General features: G+C 63.9%; 19 protein-coding genes and 6 tRNA genes. 21 read left to right on the top strand and 4 right to left on the bottom strand.

Annotated features, from left to right (window positions below):
• Positions 1 to 89: 89 nt before the first annotated feature.
• Positions 90 to 935, bottom strand: a complete 846-nt coding sequence (locus CQ019_RS03200; protein ID WP_146113301.1) for a cytochrome — start codon at positions 933 to 935, stop codon at positions 90 to 92.
• 194 nt (positions 936 to 1,129) lie between these two features.
• Here CQ019_RS03200 and CQ019_RS03195 point away from each other — a divergent pair.
• The 8 genes from CQ019_RS03195 to CQ019_RS03160 all read left to right on the top strand — a co-directional run bounded on the left by CQ019_RS03195 (position 1,130) and on the right by CQ019_RS03160 (position 3,479).
• Positions 1,130 to 1,202 (top strand) — tRNA-Gly (locus tag CQ019_RS03195).
• A gap of 55 nt (positions 1,203 to 1,257) precedes the next feature.
• Positions 1,258 to 1,328 (top strand) — tRNA-Cys (locus CQ019_RS03190).
• A 23-nt stretch (positions 1,329 to 1,351) separates the two neighbouring features.
• Positions 1,352 to 1,423: transfer RNA gene (locus CQ019_RS03185), tRNA-Val, on the top strand.
• Between the two features lie 34 nt (positions 1,424 to 1,457).
• Positions 1,458 to 1,530: transfer RNA gene (locus tag CQ019_RS03180), tRNA-Gly, on the top strand.
• A gap of 54 nt (positions 1,531 to 1,584) precedes the next feature.
• Positions 1,585 to 1,656, top strand: a tRNA-Val gene (locus CQ019_RS03175).
• Between the two features lie 28 nt (positions 1,657 to 1,684).
• Positions 1,685 to 1,760 (top strand) — tRNA-Gly (locus tag CQ019_RS03170).
• Positions 1,761 to 1,923: 163 nt separating this feature from the next.
• Complete coding sequence (locus CQ019_RS03165) at positions 1,924 to 2,145, top strand: antitoxin (protein ID WP_105552360.1); 222 nt, start codon at positions 1,924 to 1,926, stop codon at positions 2,143 to 2,145.
• A 146-nt stretch (positions 2,146 to 2,291) separates the two neighbouring features.
• The gene (locus CQ019_RS03160; RefSeq protein WP_105552361.1) at positions 2,292 to 3,479 is read left to right on the top strand and encodes a benzoate/H(+) symporter BenE family transporter; all 1,188 of its coding nucleotides are present in this window, start codon (positions 2,292 to 2,294) and stop codon (positions 3,477 to 3,479) included.
• Between the two features lie 22 nt (positions 3,480 to 3,501).
• On the opposite strand, the gene zapE is transcribed toward CQ019_RS03160, so the two are convergent.
• Positions 3,502 to 4,542 carry a cell division protein ZapE gene (gene zapE / locus CQ019_RS03155; protein ID WP_096286345.1) on the bottom strand — a complete coding sequence of 347 codons (1,041 nt, stop codon included), beginning with the start codon at positions 4,540 to 4,542 and terminating at the stop codon, positions 3,502 to 3,504.
• 215 nt (positions 4,543 to 4,757) lie between these two features.
• Here zapE and CQ019_RS03150 point away from each other — a divergent pair, with 215 nt between their 5' ends.
• The 3 genes from CQ019_RS03150 to ybaK are packed head-to-tail and all read left to right on the top strand — an operon-like array spanning position 4,758 to position 6,646.
• A complete protein-coding gene (locus CQ019_RS03150) occupies positions 4,758 to 5,672 on the top strand; it encodes a sulfurtransferase (RefSeq protein WP_105568900.1) in 915 nt (304 codons plus the stop codon).
• Positions 5,669 to 6,103, top strand: a complete 435-nt coding sequence (locus CQ019_RS03145; protein ID WP_096286349.1) for a SufE family protein — start codon at positions 5,669 to 5,671, stop codon at positions 6,101 to 6,103. Before CQ019_RS03150 ends, CQ019_RS03145 begins: the two co-directional genes overlap by 4 nt.
• Before the next feature lie 36 nt (positions 6,104 to 6,139).
• Positions 6,140 to 6,646: a Cys-tRNA(Pro) deacylase gene (gene ybaK, locus CQ019_RS03140; RefSeq protein ID WP_096286351.1), complete on the top strand. Its 507-nt coding sequence runs from the start codon at positions 6,140 to 6,142 to the stop codon at positions 6,644 to 6,646.
• On the opposite strand, the gene CQ019_RS03135 is transcribed toward ybaK, so the two are convergent.
• Positions 6,637 to 7,854, bottom strand: a complete 1,218-nt coding sequence (locus tag CQ019_RS03135) for a S9 family peptidase (protein WP_096286353.1) — start codon at positions 7,852 to 7,854, stop codon at positions 6,637 to 6,639. The two genes, ybaK and CQ019_RS03135, sit on opposite strands and share 10 nt — an antisense overlap.
• Positions 7,855 to 7,916: 62 nt before the next feature.
• On the opposite strand from CQ019_RS03135, the gene msrB reads away from it, so the two are divergent.
• The 10 genes from msrB to CQ019_RS03085 all read left to right on the top strand — a co-directional run bounded on the left by msrB (position 7,917) and on the right by CQ019_RS03085 (position 18,334).
• Positions 7,917 to 8,324 carry a peptide-methionine (R)-S-oxide reductase MsrB gene (gene msrB / locus CQ019_RS03130; protein ID WP_096286355.1) on the top strand — a complete coding sequence of 136 codons (408 nt, stop codon included), beginning with the start codon at positions 7,917 to 7,919 and terminating at the stop codon, positions 8,322 to 8,324.
• A gap of 147 nt (positions 8,325 to 8,471) precedes the next feature.
• The gene (locus CQ019_RS03125) at positions 8,472 to 9,845 is read left to right on the top strand and encodes a DUF6421 family protein (RefSeq protein ID WP_105568899.1); all 1,374 of its coding nucleotides are present in this window, start codon (positions 8,472 to 8,474) and stop codon (positions 9,843 to 9,845) included.
• Positions 9,846 to 9,855: 10 nt separating this feature from the next.
• Positions 9,856 to 10,545: an SDR family oxidoreductase gene (locus tag CQ019_RS03120; protein ID WP_181148233.1), complete on the top strand. Its 690-nt coding sequence runs from the start codon at positions 9,856 to 9,858 to the stop codon at positions 10,543 to 10,545.
• An 81-nt stretch (positions 10,546 to 10,626) separates the two neighbouring features.
• The gene (locus CQ019_RS03115; protein ID WP_105568897.1) at positions 10,627 to 11,688 is read left to right on the top strand and encodes a low specificity L-threonine aldolase; all 1,062 of its coding nucleotides are present in this window, start codon (positions 10,627 to 10,629) and stop codon (positions 11,686 to 11,688) included.
• 55 nt (positions 11,689 to 11,743) lie between these two features.
• Positions 11,744 to 12,385 carry a DUF3000 domain-containing protein gene (locus CQ019_RS03110; RefSeq protein WP_105552367.1) on the top strand — a complete coding sequence of 214 codons (642 nt, stop codon included), beginning with the start codon at positions 11,744 to 11,746 and terminating at the stop codon, positions 12,383 to 12,385.
• Between the two features lie 34 nt (positions 12,386 to 12,419).
• Positions 12,420 to 13,637, top strand: a complete 1,218-nt coding sequence (locus CQ019_RS03105; protein WP_105568896.1) for a ribonuclease D — start codon at positions 12,420 to 12,422, stop codon at positions 13,635 to 13,637.
• A 147-nt stretch (positions 13,638 to 13,784) separates the two neighbouring features.
• Entirely contained in the window at positions 13,785 to 15,035 is a 1,251-nt protein-coding gene (locus CQ019_RS03100; protein ID WP_105552369.1) for an acetyl-CoA C-acyltransferase, read from the top strand.
• 10 nt (positions 15,036 to 15,045) lie between these two features.
• Positions 15,046 to 17,160, top strand: a complete 2,115-nt coding sequence (locus CQ019_RS03095) for a 3-hydroxyacyl-CoA dehydrogenase NAD-binding domain-containing protein (protein ID WP_105568895.1) — start codon at positions 15,046 to 15,048, stop codon at positions 17,158 to 17,160.
• 153 nt (positions 17,161 to 17,313) lie between these two features.
• Positions 17,314 to 17,787 carry a Rieske (2Fe-2S) protein gene (locus CQ019_RS03090; RefSeq protein ID WP_105568894.1) on the top strand — a complete coding sequence of 158 codons (474 nt, stop codon included), beginning with the start codon at positions 17,314 to 17,316 and terminating at the stop codon, positions 17,785 to 17,787.
• A 70-nt stretch (positions 17,788 to 17,857) separates the two neighbouring features.
• Positions 17,858 to 18,334, top strand: a complete 477-nt coding sequence (locus CQ019_RS03085; RefSeq protein ID WP_181148232.1) for a ubiquinol-cytochrome c reductase iron-sulfur subunit — start codon at positions 17,858 to 17,860, stop codon at positions 18,332 to 18,334.
• A 91-nt stretch (positions 18,335 to 18,425) separates the two neighbouring features.
• Here the strand turns inward: CQ019_RS03085 and CQ019_RS03080 are convergent, their stop codons facing one another.
• Positions 18,426 to 19,400: an aldo/keto reductase gene (locus tag CQ019_RS03080; protein ID WP_105568892.1), complete on the bottom strand. Its 975-nt coding sequence runs from the start codon at positions 19,398 to 19,400 to the stop codon at positions 18,426 to 18,428.
• Positions 19,401 to 19,486: the final 86 nt, after the last annotated feature.

Raw genomic sequence — 19,486 nt, 5'->3', positions numbered from 1 at the left:
GTACGTGTGGCTCCCTCTCTGTTGGTCAACTATCGCTCAGTCTCGGGCGGACCGACACTAACCACACCAGTCTACGGTGCGCCGGGCTTCTAGGCATGAGGTGGCGGGGTGATCTCGACCAGCGCGGCTCGTGCCTTGGAGATTTTGAACTGCGCCTCCCAATTGCGGCGCAGCGCATAGAACTTGGACCAATAATCGGGCAAGGCGGCCGGTGGCGCCATGAAAGTCCGGGTTCCGCTCTGCCCGAGGGCCACCGCGAGCAGCATCGAATCGGTGCCGTAGGGCCACGGCTCCCAGCTGCCCGTCTCGGCGTCCGCTACACGCTCTTCGGCTTTGGCCGCGGCAGCGAGCTGCATGATGACCTTGTCGTCCGGGGTTTTCACCAATCCCTCGCGATCGCTGCCCTTCGTCTTGTAGTCCAGCAGGCACACCTTCCCTCCGATGCGGGCGACCAGGTCGATGGTTCCGGCATAACCTACGCTTTCGTTCCAGACGGTCACCTCGGTTGCCAGCGGTTCCACCTGGTACTGTTCCCACCATTTTTCGAAGTGCGTCGCGAAGCCCAGCTCGTCGTTGGCCTCGAGGGCCGAGCGCACGGCAGCTAGTTCATCGGGCTTGCCCAGCGCGCGCAACGCAAAGTGCTCTGCGTAGTTATGCACGCGGTCCCCGCGTTCGGCGGCGGCATCGCGGTAGCGTTCTGCGGCGGCCGCGGAGTCGCGCACCAGCGAACGCATCTTGCCCGGTTGCGACAACGCATCGGACAAACGCTGATCTTCGGATAGGGACTTGGCGGCCATATATCCGGCCCAGCCAGAAAGATCCATCTTGTCCATCCCGATCACCGTGGTGATCGACGGGACCGTGGCTTCTCCTCCCACCTGACGGCTGTACATTCGTCCTAGATCGGTTTGAATCGCAAGTTTTGGTGACGTCATGCACACGATCATGGCACGGGCCGCGGACGCTTTGCTCCTAGTCCGCACGAGAATAACTAATTTTCCGCGTAGTTCCGCGGGTTTCCGGGCTTGTGAACCAGATCTCACGCTCTCGATTTGGCAGCTTGCGGAAACTCGTATAGAGTTTTTACTCGTTGGAGCGAACGGAAACGGCGCGAAAACAAGCACTTTTTGCGGACATAGCTCAGCTGGTAGAGCGCAACCTTGCCAAGGTTGAGGTCGCGAGTTCGAACCTCGTTGTCCGCTCGCAGAAAGATTCATCGACTAAGTAACATTAGTCAGCTCGGCTTCGGCCGAGTATGGTGGGGTGGCCGAGAGGCGAGGCAGCGGCCTGCAAAGCCGTTTACGCGGGTTCGAATCCCGTCCCCACCTCGCAAAGAGGTAAAAATCTTTTTGCGCGATTGGCGCAGCGGTAGCGCGCTTCCCTGACACGGAAGAGGTCACTGGTTCGATCCCAGTATCGCGCACGGAGTTTTGGTTTTCGGATCAAGACTCAAATATGCGGACATAGCTCAGCTGGTAGAGCGCAACCTTGCCAAGGTTGAGGTCGCGAGTTCGAACCTCGTTGTCCGCTCTGAGAAATCAGAGTTTTACTTTGTTTTCTGTCGAGATTCTTCGGAATCCTTCGGCGCGATTGGCGCAGCGGTAGCGCGCTTCCCTGACACGGAAGAGGTCACTGGTTCGATCCCAGTATCGCGCACTGGATATTGGTTTTTACTGGTATTCATGCGGTCATAGCTCAGCTGGTAGAGCGCAACCTTGCCAAGGTTGAGGTCGCGAGTTCGAACCTCGTTGACCGCTCCATAAAAAATGGGAATCACTCCAAGTGATTCCCATTTTTGTTTAACTTCCAGATGAACAACACGCCCGGGATTGCTCCAACTCTTCCCTGCGCGGCCGTTTCGCTTTAGTGTGGAGAGCAGTTGTGGAGCTAAAAGGGGTTCCCACCGTCGAATGGAGGTGCAGCATGGCAGGATTTGATGATCTGCGTGGCAAGGCAGAGGAATTCGCAAAGCAGAACCCGGATCAGGTTTCAGAAGGCATCGAAAAGGCCGGCGACTTTGTCGACGACAAGACCGGTGGCAAGTTCGCTGATCAGGTTGACGGGGTCCAGCAGGGCGCCGGAGACTTCCTAGGTGGACTCGGTGGCAACGCCGAGGAAAACGAAGGCGAGAACAACCAGGGCTAATCCCCTTGTGATTGTGCTTTGGCCTTGCCCGAGCATCCTGGAAAGGCACCGACCGCTGGTCGGTGCCTTTCTTGTTTTAACGTCATCTTCGGGCCGTGACGTGCGGCGATTACCGCAGGGGTAGCCGCAGCCTGTAGAAAATGAGTATGACTCGAAGCACTGCGGCTCAGGCCGATGGCATAGCCCAGGCGATCATCGCCGGTTTGATCACCACCATGGTGGGTTTTGTTGCATCCTTCGCGGTGGTGCTGGCGGGGTTATTCCAGGTGGGCGCAACCGTTGGGCAGGCGGCCTCCGGTTTGCTGATCCTCTGCCTGTGCGTGGGCCTGAGCACCATCGTGCTGTCCTTGCGCCACCGCGTGCCGATCAGCATTGCGTGGTCCACCCCCGGCGCGGCGATGCTCGCGGCGCTGGCTCCCGGGGCCTTCGGCTTTGCCCAGGCGGTGGGCGCGTTCATCGTCGGCGGCGTGATGATCATGCTCTCCGGGCTGGTTCCGGTGCTGCATCGGCTGCTCACGCGCATTCCGGTGCCGATCGCGCAAGGCATGCTCGCCGGCGTGCTGATTCCGCTGTGCCTGACGCCTTTTACCGCGCTGGGCACGATTCCGCTCCCGGCGCTGGGAATCCTGCTGGTGTTTTTCCTCGGGCTGCGGCTGCTGCCCAAGTTCGCCGTCGCGCTGAGCATGCTGGCCGCGCTCGGCTTCGGGCTGTGGCATATCGCACGCACCGGCTTGTGGGGCCAGCTTGAGCTGCTGCCGCACCTGCAGTGGGTCTCCCCCGAATTCTCCTGGCAGGCGATCGCGAGCATCAGCGTGCCGCTGTTCATCGTGACCATGGCCTCGCAGAATATTCCGGGGGTCGCGGTGCTCGGATCCTTCGGCTATGCCTTGCCGTGGCGCTCCTCGATGCTGGTCACCGGGGCAGGTTCCTCGCTCGGCGCCTTCTTTGGCGGGCATGCAATTAATCTGGCGGCGATTACCGCGGCGCTCGCGGCGGGCGAGCAGGCCGGAGCGGACGCCTCGCGGCGCTGGCGGGCGGCCACCAGTTCCGGGGTGTTCTATCTCATTTTCGCGGCGCTCAGCGCGCTGATCGTCTCCGTGGCCAGCGCCTCGCCGGAGGGGCTGTTCCAGGCGGCGGCGGGCCTGGCCCTGCTGGCCACGCTGGGCAATTCGCTCCTCGGGGCGGTGGCCGATCCGTCCTGGCGGCTGAGCGCACTGGTCACCGTCCTGGTGGCTGCCGGAAATCTCACGCTCTTCGGCATCGGCGGCGCATTTTGGGCGCTGGTGGCCGGGCTGTTAACGCACTTCATCGTCGAGCGCGAGGCTCGACGATGAAGCTGCTGGCGCTGCGCTAGGCCTAGAGGGCCGGCTCGCCGGCCTGCCCCTCGCGGGCCAGGGCGGTCAGCCGGGAGACCGCGCGGTAGTACTTCTTCTGGTAGCCGCCGGACATCATTTCGTCGGTGAACAGCTCGCTGAACGGCTTGCCCGAGGCGATGATCGGCACGTCCTTGTCATACAGCCGGTCCGCGAGCACCACGAAGCGCAGCGCCACCGACTGATCGGTGATGGTGTCCACATTGTGCAGCACCAGCGCGTCGGTTTCCGCCAGCAGCTGGCGGTAGCGCGAGGGGTGGACCTTGTGCAGGTGGGCGACCAGCTCGGCGAAGTCATCAACCGCGAGGGTCTGATCCGCATAGCGTTCGGCCGCGAAGTCCTCGATGGTCTCGTCTTCCAACGGCGCCGGCGCATCGGGCAGGCCACGGTGGCGGAAATCCACCCCGTCCACGCGGTGCACGTCGAACTGCTCGGAGAGGGTCTTTATTTCGCGCTGGAAGTCGACCGCGGCGAAGCGGCCCTCGCCCAGCGCCCCGGGCAGGGTGTTGGAGGTGGCGGCGAGCTTCACTCCGGCATCGGAGAGCTCGCGCATCAGCCGGGACATCAGCACGGTGTCCCCCGGGTCGTCGAGCTCGAATTCATCGATGCACACCAGCTTGTACTCGCTGAGCACGTCGACGGTGCGGCGGAAGGAAAGCGCGCCGACCAGGTTGGTGTATTCCACGAAGGTGCCGAAGGCCTTCGGGCCGGGGCTGGCATGCCAGAGCGAGGCGAGCAGGTGGGTTTTGCCCACTCCGAAGCCGCCGTCGAGGTAGTAGCCGTTCTTGGTGGCCGTTTTCTTGCCGAAGAGCTTGGAGAACAGGCCGCCGCCGTTGTTCTTGCCCACGGTTTGGGCGAAGTTGCTCAACTTGGTGACCGCTTCGGCCTGCGAGGGCTGGTTCGGGTCCGGGCGGTAGGTATCGAAGGACACCTCGCCGAAACGGTAGGACGGGTGGAAGCCGGCCAGCAGTTCATCGACCGAAAGGTTCGGTGTGGTCTGTGTCAGGTGGATGATCTTGGCCATGCGTTCGAAGGTGTCCTTTAGGTTGGCGTGCGGGTGATGATGCGGGGCCGCTGCCTTGGCCCATCGGCCAGTTTACCTTGGCGGGGGCGCGAAAATGGAGAAGAATGTCGCACCCCACACGAATGCGCAGCCACGGGGACTAGGCTAGAAGGTGAGAATGCGGCCGCCGCTTCGCGCGTCGGCCGGAAACCGAACTATGAGGAACGTGATCGCGCATGTCGCTGCCTGTTGAGCACAACCCAAGTTACGCACAGTATGCCCACCCCGAACGGCTGGTCTCCACCGGTTGGCTGGCCGAGAATCTGGGGGCCGAGAACCTGGTGGTGCTCGAATCCAACGAAGACATCTTGCTGTACTCCACCGGCCATATCCCCGGCGCCCTGAAGATCGATTGGTTCACCGAGCTGAACGATGAGGTCACCCGCGACTACGTCGAAGGCGAGGACTTTGCCGCGCTGATGTCGGCGAAGGGCATTAGCCGCGAGACCACGGTGGTGCTCTACGGCGACAAGTCCAACTGGTGGGCTGCCTACGCCTTGTGGGTCTTCACCCTTTTCGGCCACGAAGACGTGCGCCTGCTCGATGGCGGCCGCGATAAGTGGATCGCCGAGGGCCGGGAGCTTTCCACCGGCAAGCCCGCGGTGGTGGCCACCGACTACCCGGTGGTCGAACGCGACGATTCGGTGATTCGCGCCTACCTGCCGCAGGTCCTGGAGCACCTGGGCAACCCGCTGATCGACGTGCGCTCCCCGGAGGAATACACCGGCGAACGCACCCACATGCCCAACTACCCCGAAGAGGGCGCAATGCGTGGCGGGCATATCCCGACCGCCGCCTCGGTGCCTTGGGGCAGGGCCGCGGCGGCCGATGGCACCTTCAAGCCGCGCGCGGAGCTGGAAGCCATCTACCTGGACGAGGCCGGCTTGAAGCCGGGCGATGAGGTGGTTGCGTACTGCCGCATCGGTGAGCGTTCGAGCCACACCTGGTTCGTGCTCAAGCACCTGCTGGGCTTTGAGACCGTGCGCAACTATGACGGTTCGTGGACCGAGTGGGGCAACGCGGTGGGCGTGCCGATCGTTCGCGGCGAAGCTGGCGGCGCACTACCTGCCAAGCGCGGGGCCCGCGCATGAGCGCGCTGACTCCGGCGCTGGCCGAGATCGTCGAGGAGTTCACCGAGGTCCCGGAGGCCGATCGGCTGGAACTGCTGCTGGACTTCTCCCGCGAGCTGCCCGAGCTGCCAACGCGTCTGGCCGAGCACCCGGAACTGTTCGAGCAGGTGGTGGAGTGCCAGTCGCCGCTGTTCCTGATCGTCGAGGTGGACGCCGACCGGGTGGTGAACCTGTTCTTCTCCGCGCCGCCGGAGGCGCCGACCACCCGCGGGTTCGCCTCGGTGCTGGCCGCCGGCCTGGATGGCTGCCCGGCCGCCGAGATCTTGGCGGTTCCCGAGGATATGCCGGCGCTGCTGGGCCTGTCCCGGGCGTTGTCGCCGTTGCGGATGCGTGGGATGACCGCGATGCTCGCCCGGATCAAGCGCCAGGTCTCCGAGCAGCTGGCCGCGTAGCCGCGCGGGGCTCGGCGCGCAGCGAAAGACAGGAAAATGGCGAAGAAATCGAAGGGGGCCTCCACCCCGGCAACGCTCGCGCTGGACGCGGCGGGCATCAGCTATGTGGCGCACAGCTACAGCCCGGGCGATTCGGCCGAGGGCTATGGCGCGCAGGCCGCCGCGGCGCTGGGCGTCGGCGGGGATCGGGTGTTTAAAACGCTGATGGTCTCCACCGGCGCGAATGCCAGCTTGGAGTTGGCGGTGGCGATCGTGCCGGTGGATGCGGCCTTGGATCTGAAGGCGGTCGGCGCGGCGCTGGGCAAGAAGAAGGCGCAGATGGCCGATAAGGCGGCCGCGCAGCGCCGTTCGGGCTATGTGCTCGGCGGGATTTCCCCCTTCGGCCAGCGGCAGAGCTCGCCGACCGTGCTCGATGCCGGTGCGCAGCGGTTCGAGAGCATCTTCATTTCCGGCGGGCGGCGCGGCTTCAGCCTGCAACTGCGCCCGCAGGATGCGGTGAAGGCCCTCGGCGCGCTGCTGGCGCCGATCTCCACTCAGCGCTGAGCGGCCAGGCGTTCGGTGAGGAATTCGCGAATCGCGGCGGCAAATCCCTGTGGGTCGCTATTGGGCTCGCGGGTATGCCCGGCCCCGGAGAAGACCCGCAGGGTGACCAGGTCCGGGCGCAGCGCAGCCAGTTTCAGGCTAGGTCCGTAGGGGACGAATTGGTCGTCCTGGCTGTGCATGATCAGCGTCGGGTGCTTCAGTTCGCTGGCCCGCTCCACCCAATTCAGCCGCTTGAGGTTCACCGGCGCCGCGAGCCCGGTGACCCAGCGCCCGGCCCGGTTGGTCAGCAGCCAGCCGGCAAAGAGCCCCACCGTCTGCGGGATCTTATTGAGCCGCGCCTGGTGGGAGATCACGTCCACCCAGTTGATCACCGGGCCGACGAGCATCAGCGAATCGATGCACTGGGCCAGCTCGGAGCGGTCCGCGGTTTGCAGGCTGATCGCCCCGCCCATGGACCAGCCGAGCAAGACGATCTGCGTGGCCCCGTGCTCGCGGGCGTAATGCACGGCGGTTTGCACGTCGTGCCATTCGGTATCCCCCAGCCCATAGCGGCCATCGGCCGCATTCGGGGCAAGCCCGTCATTGCGGTAGCTCATCAGCAGGACCGTGGCGCCGATCTCGGTGAGCACCGGCAGCGCGCGGATGGTTTCGTTGCGCCGTGCCCCGCGCCCGTGCACCCCGATCACCCAGAGGTTCTTGTGGCTGGTGCCCGGCACCAGCCAGGCCGGTCCCGGGCCGCCTTCCAGCGCCAGTTCGATATCTTGCGCGGCGATGCCGAGGTCTTCGGGATGTTCGTAGATCGCCCCGGAGAGGTAGCCGCGGCGCACCCCGTCCAGGCTCCCTCGGTAGATATGCTCCAGCTTGCGGGCGATCAGCCGCGGTTTGCCGGGCACCGCGCGGGGTGCCGAGAGCCGGGCGGCACAGGTATCGGCTTCGGAGATCAGCGTGCACCCGCCGGGATCGGCGGTGTCGGCATCCTTCAGGAAGTGCAGCCAAAGCTGGCCTTCCGCGTCGGTCACGATCTCGCGGATCACCGCGTTGCCGGTGCGGCGTTCTTCGGGAGTGACCACGCGCCGGGCAAAATACCCGGCCAGCGCGGAAACGCTCGCGGCCAGCAACGAGCCGGCGGCAACGCCTAGGCCCACGCCGATCAGCGTCGCGGGCACCGTTTTGCGCGGTTCTAAGGTTTCAACAATGTTCCGGGCCATGATTCCATACTCTCAAATGCGGTCTCGGGAATCATCTCGCGACGCAATTCGTTTGCATCAGTATGAGCGAAGAATCGAAGAAGACCGAAATCGACTGGCAGCAGATCCTCTCCCCGCAGGAGTTCCATGTCTTGCGCCAGGCCGGAACCGAACGACCCTTTACGGGTGAATACTGGGATACCACGACCGAGGGCGTGTATGCCTGCCGCGCCTGCGGGGCGGAGCTGTTCGCCAGCAGCACGAAGTTCGATGCCAGCTGCGGGTGGCCCTCATTTTATGCGCCGCTGGCCGAGGATCGGGTGCGCTACATAACCGACGAGTCGATGGGCATGAAACGCGTTGAGGTGCGTTGCGCGAATTGCGATTCGCATATGGGCCACGTGTTCGAGGGGGAAGGCTTCAAGACGCCGACGGACCTGCGCTTCTGCATGAATTCGTTGAGCCTGACCCTGCGGGAAACGGAGGGCTAAAAGCTCTGACCGTCGTGGGTCGCACCTCACACTAAGCATTAGGAATGCTTAGTCATGATTGGCTGAGCAACACTAATTCTGTTCTTTGGGCGTAGCGTGATAGCTAAGCAACGCAAACGACCAAAGAACTTGAAGAGGTGCCCCACGATGACCCAGATCTCCCACAGCCCACAGGCAACCGCACAGATGCTCGCCACCCACGAGGCATGGCTGGCACTGAAGGCGTCTGCCAGTGAATTCCAGACGCTGCAGTCCAAGGACGGCTCCCTCGCCGAGGCCGCGATGCAGCCACGCGCGGGCGAACTGATCGGCACCATCGTCGAGGCCATCGATGACCTGCTGCCGCATTTCGCCCATGACGCGAACTACCTGCAGGCGCTGGTCGCAGATCTGAAAAAGTGGGAGGCCAGCGGCTTCGGCGCGCCGGACTTCTTGGATGCGCTGCTCGAATTCCAGCCGCAGACCCAGCGTGAAGACGGGCTCCTGCACCTGGTGCTCTTCCCGATGTACACGCAGAACGGTTCGACCAACCGGCACCTCGAAGCCGTGCTGGTGCAGGTCATGTGGCCTGACTTCATCGCGCAGCTGGAGGCGGGCAGCTACTCCAACGCGCTGTTCGTGCCGCTGCGCTTCATCGATTTCACCGCCGGCTACGATACCAATTCCGCGGTGCTCTTCCCCGAATCGGTCGCCATCCGCGAAACCCCCTCCTTCACCTGGGGCGCCATCTTCCAGGACCGCGAGGCGGCCCGCTTCCGCAAGGTGCTCAAGGAAGCCGCGGCGATCACCAACCTGCAGCTGCCCGCCGATGCGGCGCAGCTGCTCACCGACCAGCAGCTGACCGAAGAAACCTTCATCATGTGGGACCTGATCCACGATCGCACGCACATGCGCGGGGACCTGCCCTTCGACCCATTCATGATCAAGCAGCGCATGCCGTTCTTCCTCTACTCGCTCGAAGAGCTGCGCTGCGACCTGACGGCTTTCCGCGAATCCATGAAGATCGCCGCGGACCCGGCAAGCGATCCGAAGGCAGCACAGACCGCGAAGCTGGTGCAGTACGCGGTCATATTCGACCGGATCTTCCGCTTCGCGATTACAGGCTCGCGGGTGCGCAACTACGACGGGTTGGGCGGGCAGCTGCTCTTCGCCTGGATGCACCAGCACCACGTCCTGCACTGGACCGACACCAAGCTGAGCATCGACTGGGATCAGGTGCCCGAGGTGGTTGCGGCCTTGGGGGAAGCGATCGACGAACTGTACTGGAAGTCCATCGACCGCCCGAAGCTCGCCCATTGGCTGGCGGCCTATGAGCTGGTCTCTGCCACCGTCACCCCGAACCCTGCCTCGGCGTGGGCCAAGGGTCCTGAAGCCTTGCCGCTGACCGCGCCACTGCGCGAAATCACCGACCAGGTGCTGGACGATGAGTTCCCCCTGTCGATGTTCTACGAGGCGTTGAACAAAAAAATGGCGGCGGTGATCGAGTCCACCCGCGGCATGACCGGCGCCACCAGCATCTAGGATCGATACCGTGAGCAAAGTACAGAACAATCAGCTGGTGCTGATCGCCGGGGCCACCTCGGCCGCCGGGGTCGCAACGGCCCGCCAACTCCTCAACGCCGGGGCGCGCGTGCTGGTGGTCGGCAGCAACGCCGCACGCCTGGACGAACGCCTTGGCTTCGCCACCGCACGCTACGAATGCGACCTGGCCGACCGCCAAGCCGTCGATGACCTGGCCGAGAAGGTCCATGCGCAGCACGGCCAGATCGATGTGCTGCTGCATCTGGTCGGCGGCTGGCGCGGCGGCAAGTCGATCACCGGGCAGACAGACTCCGACTGGGACTTCTTGCACACCAACGTGTTGACCACGCTGCGCAACACCACCCGCGCCTTCGTTGATGACCTGGTGGCTTCGGAGGCCGGCCGGCTGGCCATCATCAGCGCCCAGGCGGTGACGAATCCGACCCCGTCGAACGCGAACTACGGCGCGGTGAAGGCCGCCGCCGAGCACTGGATCAATGCGATCGCCCGGCTATTTAGCAAGCAGGCCCCGCAGGCAGCCGCCGTGAGTTGGGTTGTCAAGGCACTGAGCGACAAGTCTGCCGGTGAGATTCCGACAGGGCATACCTCCGTCGACACCGTCGCGCAGGCAGCGGTGCAGCTTCTGGACGCCGCGGCGCTCGAGCACAACGGACAGCGACTACCGCTGGCCCAGGCCTAAGCGCGATTTGGCGCTGCTGGTGTAGCGTTTTCCACTGGGCACATCACCTGCTCAGCACCATTACGAAGGACCAAAAATCTCATGACTTTTAGCCACGACCCTGCGGTGCGCGGATTCGCCTCCGATAACTACTCCGGCGTGCACCCACGCATCCTCCAGGCAATTGCCCGCGCCAATGGCGGGCACCAGAGCGCCTACGGCGATGACGAATACACCGCCGCGCTGGACGCGATGGCGGGAGAACTGTTCGGTGCGCAGGCCGCGATCTTCCCGGTCTTCAACGGCACCGGCGCAAATGTCACCGCCCTGCAGTCCTTGCTGCCCCGCTGGGGTGCGGTGATCTGCGCGAGCACCGCGCATATCAATGTCGACGAGAATGGCGCGCCGGAACGCATCGGCGGTTTTAAGCTGTTGCAGGTCGACTCGGCCGATGGCAAGCTCACCGCCGAACTGATCGATCAGGAGGCCTGGGGTTGGGGCGATGAGCACCGGGCACAGCCGCTGGCGGTGTCGATCACCCAGGGCACCGAATTAGGCACGATCTACACCCCGGATGAAATTCGAGCCATCACCGAGCACGCCCACAAACTGGGCATGAAGGTTCACCTGGATGGTTCACGCTTGGGCAATGCCGCCGCCGCGCTCGGTGTCGAGTTGCGCGAGCTGACCACCGACGTCGGGGTCGACATCGTCTCGCTCGGCGGCACCAAGAACGGGTTGCTGCTTGGCGAAGGGATCTTGACCCTTGATCCCGCGTTGGCCCAAGATCTGAAGTACCTGCGCAAGATGAACATGCAGCTCGGCAGCAAGATGCGTTTCATCTCAGCGCAATTGCTCGAACTCTACGGGACCGGGCTGTGGCGCGAATTGGCCGGGCATTCGAATGCGATGGCTGCGAAGTTGGCTTCCGCCGTGGAAGAGCTCGACGGCGTAGAGCTGGTGTACCCGGCCCAGGCCAACGGGGTTTTCGCGCAGTTGCCTACCGAGGTTTCCGATCAGCTGCGTGAGCACTTCCGCTTCTACGATTGGGACCGCGCAGCAGGTCACGTGCGTTGGATGTGCTCCTTCGACACCACCGAGGAAGATGTCAGCGCATTCACCGCAAAACTTCGCGAGCTGCTGGCTGCCTACCGCGCAGCTTGAGCCGTCTCGGCGCGCCGTACCGCTACCGCGGTGCGGCGCGTTTTAGACTCGACCTGTGACCAACGATCGTGCTTCTGCAGCTATCCCACCGGCGTTTTCCAAGGCCCTGGGCGAACTTTCGCATGCCGCCGTTCGCAAGGAATTGAAGATCACCGAAATCCCTGCTCCTGCGCGTCTGGCGCCGTTCGCCTTGGCGCTCAGCGGTGATGTGCTGGAAGGCTCTGGGCCCGGCCACGGAGAGCACGGCCAGGAGTACTCGCGCACCCCGTTTTTGCAGCCCGAAGCCCCGCTGGCGACCGGACGCTTCGTGTTGCTCTTCGACCCGGCAGGCCAGGAACTATGGGGCGGCCAGTTCCGCGTCGTGAGCTATATCCGGGCGCGCCTGGATCATGAAATGGGCCAGGACTCGATGCTTGCCTCGGTTGCCTGGAGCTGGCTTGAAGATGCCTTGCGCGAACGCCAGGCCTCCTACCATTCTGCCGGTGGCACCGCCACCCGGGTCATCTCAGAGTCCTTTGGCAATTTGGAAGGCGAGCAAGACCATATCGACATCGAACTGCGCGCTTCTTGGACCCCGCAGCAGAGCGAGGAGCTCGGGGCACACCTGAGCGCCTGGGCCGATATGGTGTGCACTTTTGCCGGCATGCCGCCGCTTCCCGAGGGCGTGCAGCAGCTGCCGCATCGCCGCCTAAGCTAAAACTTCGCGCCATCGGTCCTAGAATAGAGGGACCATGACTACTTCAGAGCCAGCCGCAGACCAGCCAACCCTGACCCCACTGACCGCCCCAAGAGACGGCATTCCGGAAGTCATCAACACCGCGGCGGCGCTGAATCGAGCGGTGCGCGCACTACGCGCCGGCACCGGGGACCTGGCCGTCGATACCGAACGCTCCAGTGGATTCCGCTATGGACGACGCGCCTTCCTCATCCAGATCCGCCGCGAAGGCGCAAGCACCTGGCTGATCGACCCGGAGAGCCTCGACTCGCTGGACCCGCTGCTGGAACTCATGAACGAGCTGCCGTGGATCCTCCACGCGGCCACCCAAGATCTACCCTGCCTGCACGACGCGGGACTCTCCCCCACCGGCCTGTTCGATACCGAACTGGCCGGACGCTTGGCGGGTTTCCCCCGCGTGGCCCTGGGCACCATGGTCGGCGAACTGCTTGGACTGCAGCTGGCCAAGGAACACTCGGCGGTGGACTGGTCCACCCGGCCGCTGCCGGAGTCCTGGCTGAATTACGCGGCGCTGGACGTCGAGGTGCTCTTCGAACTGCGCGAAAAGATTTCCGAGGTGCTTGAGGAGCAGGGCAAGCTGGAATTCGCCGTCCAAGAATTCGAGTACGTCCGCCAGCTGCCGGACCCGGTGGCCCCACCGGAAGCCTGGCGCAAACTCTCCGGAATCCATAAGATCAAAAACCGGCGCAATCTCGCGGTGGCGCGTGAGCTCTGGCAGTCCCGCGAGACCCTGGCCCAGTCCCGCGATGTGGCTCCGGGCCGCTTGCTGCCAGACTCTGCGATTATGGCAGCCGTCGACCACCGGCCGAACAGCGTCCCCGCATTGCTGCAGATTTCCGGCTTCCACGGGCGCAGCGCCAAGCGCGACGCTCCGCGCTGGCTGGATGCGATGCAGCGCGGGCGAAATTCCACGGACCTCCCAGACCTGCGAACCGGCGGTTCGGAACTGCCGAACGCGCGCCTGTGGAGCGAGAAGAACCCGCAGGCCGCGGTCCGGCTGACGGCTGCCCGAGAGGTGCTTGCGGAAGTCAGCGAAGAATGGAACATTCCGGGAGAAAATCTTCTGACCCCGAAGTTCTTGCGTGCGCTGTGCTGGAATCCCCCGGCCATATACAGCGCCGGATCGATCGATGCCGCTTTGGAAGAACTCGGCGCGCGCCCCTGGCAACGTGATCTGCTCAGCGCAAAACTCGCCCAGGCGCTGCGCGGCTAGAGCAAAATAGCGCTAGCGGGGCCCGGAGGGTGGAACCAGCACTTGCACTTGAAGTTACTCATGAGTAACGTATGGTTCAGGTCACAGTGATGCTGGCCACTGCCCCGGCTCTCGGGGCAGCCTGAAACTACCCCAAGGAGCCCGACGGTGAGTGTCAACACCTCGACCGTGCCCGGAAACGCGCACACCTCGCTCGACGACCGCGATGTCGTCTTCATCGACGGGGTACGCACCCCCTTCGGCAAGGCAGGCGAGAAGGGAATCTACCACGGCACCCGCGCCGATGACCTCGCGGTCAAGGCCGTACGTGGCCTGCTTCGCCGCAACCCAGAAATACCCGCCGAGAAGATCGATGAGATCGCCATGGCTGCCACCACCCAGACCGGCGACCAGGGACTGACCATCGGACGCACCGTGGGCCTGCTCTCCGGAATCCCAAAGTCGGTGCCCGGATTCGCCATCGACCGGATGTGCGCGGGCGCCATGACCGCGGTGACCTCGCTGGCCGGCGGCATTGCCTTCGGCTCCTACGACGTGGCCATCGCCGGCGGCGTCGAGCATATGGGGAACCACCCCATGGGTGAGGGCGCGGATCCGAACCCGCGCTTCCTCTCCGAGAAGATCGTTGACCCGCAGGCCCTGAACATGGGCAACACCGCGGAGAACCTGCACGACCGCTTTCCGGAAATCACCAAGGAACGCGCCGACAGCTACGCGGTAGCCTCGCAAAACAAACTGGCTCGCGCCTATGAGAACAACCAGATCCAGCCGGATCTCGTGGCGGTCGCCGCGCAGCGTCCGGGCGAAGGCTGGGCGGTCAACACCGTTGACGAGCCACCGCGGCCGGGCACCAGCTTGGAATCGCTGGCCGAACTGCGCACCCCATTCCGTGCCCACGGCCGGGTGACCGCCGGCAACGCGGCGGGACTGAACGACGGGGCCACCGCAGCTATGCTCGCCAGCGGCGCAGCGGTGCGTGAGCTGGGACTGACACCGAAGATGCGCATGGTTTCCTTCGCCTTCGCCGGGGTGGAGCCCGATGTCATGGGATACGGCCCCGTTCCGGCCACCGAAAAGGCGCTGTCCAAGGCCGGCCTGAGCATCACCGATATCGGACTGTTCGAAATCAACGAGGCCTTCGCCGTGCAGGTGCTCTCCTTCCTCGACTTCTACAACATCGCACAAGACGATGAGCGGGTGAACCGCTACGGCGGGGCGATCGCCGTTGGCCATCCGCTGGCTTCCTCGGGCGTGCGCCTGATGACTCAGCTGGCCCGCCAGTTCGAAGAGGACCACACGGTGCGTTACGGAATTACCACCATGTGCATCGGCCTCGGCATGGGTGGCACGGTGATTTGGGAGAATCCAAACCACGCAGAATTTGGCGCAAAGGCTTAGGGAGCAAGAAATGACTCAGGACTTTTCGGCCGTAGCCGAACTCATGCACGATGAAACGATCACCCACTCGTTCACCAAGGATGTAGCCCTACCGAGCGGCAAAACCCTGGTACTGCTCACCCTGGACAACGGGTTGGACCATAAGAAGCCCACCACGCTGGGCCCCAACGGCCTGCTGGAGCTGCATGCCGCGCTCGAAAAGCAGGCGGCCCGCGCCAAGGCCGGGGAAATCCACGGACTGGCCATCACCGGCAAGCCCTACTTCCTCATCGCCGGCGCCGACCTCTCGGCGGTCACCCGGCTCTCCGCACCGGAGCAGGCGACCGCGATGGCCACCCTCGGGCACCGAGCCTACGCATTGCTCGCAGATCTAGGGGTGCCGACCTTTGCGTTCACCAACGGGCTTGCCCTAGGTGGCGGTCTGGAAATCGCGCTGGCCTGCACCTACCGCACGGTGAGCACCGCAGCCGGAGCCCTGGGGCTGCCCGAAGCCTTCCTGGGCCTGATCCCGGGATGGGCCGGTGTCTACCGACTGCCGCGGCTCATCGGACCAGAAAACGCGTTGCAGGTCATGGTGGAGAACCCGCTGAACAACAACCGCACGCTCTCCGGCCCGGCGGCCTACAAGCTCGGTGTGGCCGATGCGCTATTCGAGCCCGCCGACTTCATCGAGAGCTCGGTCGCGTTCGCAGACGGCGTGCTCAGCGGCGACATCGAGGTCAAACGAGAAAATTCGGTAGACCCCAGCGATCCAGAGGTAGCCCGACGCTGGCTGCAGGCGGCAGACAAGGCCGAACAGTTTGTCGACGCGAAACTTTCCGGAGCAGCCCCCGCGCCCTACAAGGTGCTCGAAGTCTTCCGCCAGGGGTTGAAGCTCACCCAAAAGGAATCGGCCGAACTGGAAATCCAGGCGCTCACCGAGCTGATGGCCACCAACCAGTTCAAAAATACCGTGTATGCCTTCCTCGAGCTGGTGCAAAAGCGCGGCAAGCGCCCGGCCGGAGCGCCCAATGCCAAGCTCGCCCGACCGGTTACCAAGGTCGGCGTGGTCGGCGCGGGCCTCATGGCCAGCCAGCTGGCCTTGCTCTTCGTGCGCAAGTTGAACGTTCCGGTGATCATCACCGATCTGGATCAGTCACGCATCGACAAGGGCTTGGCCTACATCCACGGTGAGATCGACAAGTTGCACGGCAAAGGCCGGATGAGCCAGGACGCGGTCAACCGCGCCAAGGCGCTGGTTTCCGGTTCGGTCACCAAGGAGGTGTTCGCCGATGCCGACTTCGTCATCGAGGCGGTCTTCGAGGAACTCAACGTCAAGAAGCAGGTCTTCGCCGAGGTAGAAGCCGTCGTCTCCCCCGAATGCATCCTGGCCACGAACACCTCCTCGCTCTCGGTCACCGAGATGGGACGGGACCTATTGCATCCCGAACGCCTTGTCGGCTTCCACTTCTTCAACCCGGTAGCGGTGATGCCACTGCTGGAAATCGCTGCGACGCAGTGGACGAATGAAACCACCGTAGCCACCGCCTTCGCCCTGGGCAAGAACCTGCGCAAGACGACGGTGCGCACCAAGGACGCCACGGCATTTGTGGTGAACCGCGTGCTCTTGCGGCTGATGAGCGAAGTTCAGGCCGCGTTCGACGAAGGCACCGACGCGCAGACGGCGGATACCGCGCTGACTCCCATGGGCCTGCCGATGACGCCGTTCACGCTCCTGGCCATGGTGGGTCTGCCCGTCGCGCAGCACGTCAACGAGTCGCTCAACGCGTCCTTCGGGGATCGGTTCGCGGTGTCCGAGAACCTCGGCAAATTGGTCGACGCGAAGATCACCAGCTTATGGGCCAAGGACGGCAACGGCCAGCCGATGCTGGATCCCGCGGCCCAAGCGTTGCTGAGCTTCGGCGGCAAGCCGTCGACCAAGGATGAGATCCTCACCCGGGTGCAGAATGCGCTGGCCGAAGAAATCGGCCTGCTGCTTTCCGAAGGGGTGGTCGCCGAGGCCGCCGACGTTGATCTGTGCATGATCACCGGTGCGGGTTGGCCAATGCATCTGGGCGGGATCACCCCGTATCTGGATCAGGTCGGAGCCTCCGAGCGGGTGAACGGGAAGAAATTCAATTCCTAACACCCCGGCAGTTCACGCCCCGTGTTGCCGACTCCCCCACGGAGTCGTTGGCAGCACGGGGCGTTGTCCATGCCGGACACAATCGGCGTTGACTAGAGACGAGAGTAATCTTCGGCTTAGCTATGGCACAGGTTCATCTGAGAGAATCCCGGTATGACCGAATTTGCACGCCCAGCCCGCCGCACGGTGATGTGCGCCTCCGCGCTTCTAGGATCCAGCGCCCTGCTCGCCGCCTGCGGCAACGGAGAATCTGCCGCCCCGAATCCGACACCCGGGCAAGTGCCCGAACCAACCGGCGAAGCGCAGAACGTCTTGCCGTTGGCGGACCTTCCCGAGAAGTCCCGCGCACAGGTCGTGGCGAAGGACCCGGCTACCGGTGAAGAAATAGGCGTCTTGCTTTTCCGCCAGGATGCGAAGACCGTGCATGCCTACTCGAATATCTGCACTCATCAAGGATGTGCGGTGACTACGAAATCTTCCAAAGATGATTTCTACTGCGCCTGCCACGGCTCGCGATTCCAACCCGCCGACGGTGCGGTGTCCGCCGGTCCGGCCATTGCCGCGCTGCCTCGCTATGCCTGCACCATCGAAGATGAGCAGATCGTGGTGTATCTGGGCCAGGCCTAGCGACGGGCGGCGGAGGAATAAATGCCCTTGGGCTAGTGCCAGCCCGGGCATCGTCTGCAACAATTGGCCTATGAATGGATCTATCCCACCAACGCGCCGCAACTTGCTCGGGGCGGCCGGTGCCGCAGGAACCATCGTTGCGCTCACCGCCTGTAGCGGCGGATCCTCCTCCGAGCCAGCTATCCCGGAGAGCGAGGCGCCCAGCCCCAGCGGGGAAGGGCAAATTGTGCTCGGCACGGCAGAATTGCCCGAGAACGGCAAGGCCGAAGTGACCGTGCGCGGTCCAGCAAGCGGCAAGGACCTAGGAGTCTTGCTCTATCGCGCCGACGCGGGCACGGTGCTGGCATACTCGAATATTTGCACCCACCAAGGTTGCGCGGTCGGCACGGACACCGATGAGGCGAACTTCTATTGCCCCTGCCACGGATCACGCTATGCCTACCAGGACGGTACCGTGCTCGGTGGGCCGGCCCCGCGACCGCTGGTTCGCTACGCGGCGGCCATCGAGGGCGAGAACATCCTCGTCTACCCGCCGCAGGATTCCTGAACCACGGACAGCTGACAGTTCACGGAGCTAAGGTGCGCCGACCCCTTCTTGGGCTGGCGCACCTTAGCTCCGCGTCTTTGGCGGTGTTCCGCTAAAACAGGGCAACCTTTTGCGGGCTAGGGAAGATCGCGTCGATTTCAGCGCTTTCCTCCGTGGTGGGCACCCACCGAATCGCGTGCGCATTGGCCTTGACCTGCTCCGGACGCGTGGAACCGGCGATCACCGAAGCCACCGGCCCTTGTGCAGCCAGCCAGCAGAAGGCCAGCTCGGCCGGTGCCAGATCGCGGTAGGCGGCAAAGGCGGAGAACTTCTCCAGCTGTTCGAAATCGCTGGTTTCCAGTAGTTGCTGGCGGGCATGGGTCAACCGGCTGCCCTGGGGCGCCGAGCCCTTGGCGTACTTTCCGGTGAGCAATCCATTGGCCAGCGGGAAGTAGGGAAGGACCCCGAGCCCGAACTCCTTGGCTGCGGGCAACACTTCCAGCTCGGCCCGGCGGTCGATCAGGTTGTAGTGGTTCTGCGCCGAGATGAATCGCTCCGTTCCCAGCTCGCGGGCCACATATTCCGCCTGGGCGATCTGCCAGCCGGACCGATTGGAATGGCCGAGGTAGCGCACCTTGCCGCTGGTGACCAGGTCATCCAGGGCACGCAAGGTTTCGTCAATGGGAGTGTTCGCATCAGGGGTGTGGAACTGATACAGGTCGATATGGTCGGTACCAAGTCGGCGCAGCGAGGCCTCCACGGCGTTGACAATATACCGCCGCGAGCCACGAGCCGAAAAGTCGGGCCCGTTGACGCCTTTCATATCCATGCCGAATTTTGTCGCTAGGACCACGTCCTTGCGGGCGGCGCCCAACGCCTTGCCCAGGCGCTCTTCGGACAATCCGGGTTCACGCCCATAGGTGTCGGCAACATCGAAGAGGGTGATTCCTGAATCGAGGGCGGCGCGGATCACCGCGTCGGTTCCCTCCTGAGATTCCGTGGCGGTTCCGGGACGCCCCAGGTTGTTGCAACCGAGTCCGACGACGGAAACACTCAGACCACTGCGGCCAAGCTGACGAAATTCCATAAGCACCTCTTTGATTGTTTTCGTGGGGCCGCTTCACGCAACGGCTACTTACCCATAGGCTATCGGGTAGGACGGTGTGCGGAACA

Origin of the sequence: Arthrobacter sp. MYb229, from assembly GCF_002975405.1 — a bacterium.
In the GTDB taxonomy this organism is placed as follows: domain Bacteria; phylum Actinomycetota; class Actinomycetes; order Actinomycetales; family Micrococcaceae; genus Glutamicibacter.
This window is presented reverse-complemented; position numbering and strand designations above follow the sequence as displayed.

Coding starts and splice junctions, on each gene's coding strand:
- CQ019_RS03200 (WP_146113301.1), bottom strand. CDS start 935: ATGACGTCACCAAAACTTGCGATTCAAACCGATCTAGGACGAATGTAC.
- CQ019_RS03165 (WP_105552360.1), top strand. CDS start 1,924: ATGGCAGGATTTGATGATCTGCGTGGCAAGGCAGAGGAATTCGCAAAG.
- CQ019_RS03160 (WP_105552361.1), top strand. CDS start 2,292: ATGACTCGAAGCACTGCGGCTCAGGCCGATGGCATAGCCCAGGCGATC.
- zapE (WP_096286345.1), bottom strand. CDS start 4,542: ATGGCCAAGATCATCCACCTGACACAGACCACACCGAACCTTTCGGTC.
- CQ019_RS03150 (WP_105568900.1), top strand. CDS start 4,758: ATGTCGCTGCCTGTTGAGCACAACCCAAGTTACGCACAGTATGCCCAC.
- CQ019_RS03145 (WP_096286349.1), top strand. CDS start 5,669: ATGAGCGCGCTGACTCCGGCGCTGGCCGAGATCGTCGAGGAGTTCACC.
- ybaK (WP_096286351.1), top strand. CDS start 6,140: ATGGCGAAGAAATCGAAGGGGGCCTCCACCCCGGCAACGCTCGCGCTG.
- CQ019_RS03135 (WP_096286353.1), bottom strand. CDS start 7,854: ATGGCCCGGAACATTGTTGAAACCTTAGAACCGCGCAAAACGGTGCCC.
- msrB (WP_096286355.1), top strand. CDS start 7,917: ATGAGCGAAGAATCGAAGAAGACCGAAATCGACTGGCAGCAGATCCTC.
- CQ019_RS03125 (WP_105568899.1), top strand. CDS start 8,472: ATGACCCAGATCTCCCACAGCCCACAGGCAACCGCACAGATGCTCGCC.
- CQ019_RS03115 (WP_105568897.1), top strand. CDS start 10,627: ATGACTTTTAGCCACGACCCTGCGGTGCGCGGATTCGCCTCCGATAAC.
- CQ019_RS03105 (WP_105568896.1), top strand. CDS start 12,420: ATGACTACTTCAGAGCCAGCCGCAGACCAGCCAACCCTGACCCCACTG.
- CQ019_RS03095 (WP_105568895.1), top strand. CDS start 15,046: ATGACTCAGGACTTTTCGGCCGTAGCCGAACTCATGCACGATGAAACG.
- CQ019_RS03090 (WP_105568894.1), top strand. CDS start 17,314: ATGACCGAATTTGCACGCCCAGCCCGCCGCACGGTGATGTGCGCCTCC.
- CQ019_RS03085 (WP_181148232.1), top strand. CDS start 17,858: ATGAATGGATCTATCCCACCAACGCGCCGCAACTTGCTCGGGGCGGCC.
- CQ019_RS03080 (WP_105568892.1), bottom strand. CDS start 19,400: ATGGAATTTCGTCAGCTTGGCCGCAGTGGTCTGAGTGTTTCCGTCGTC.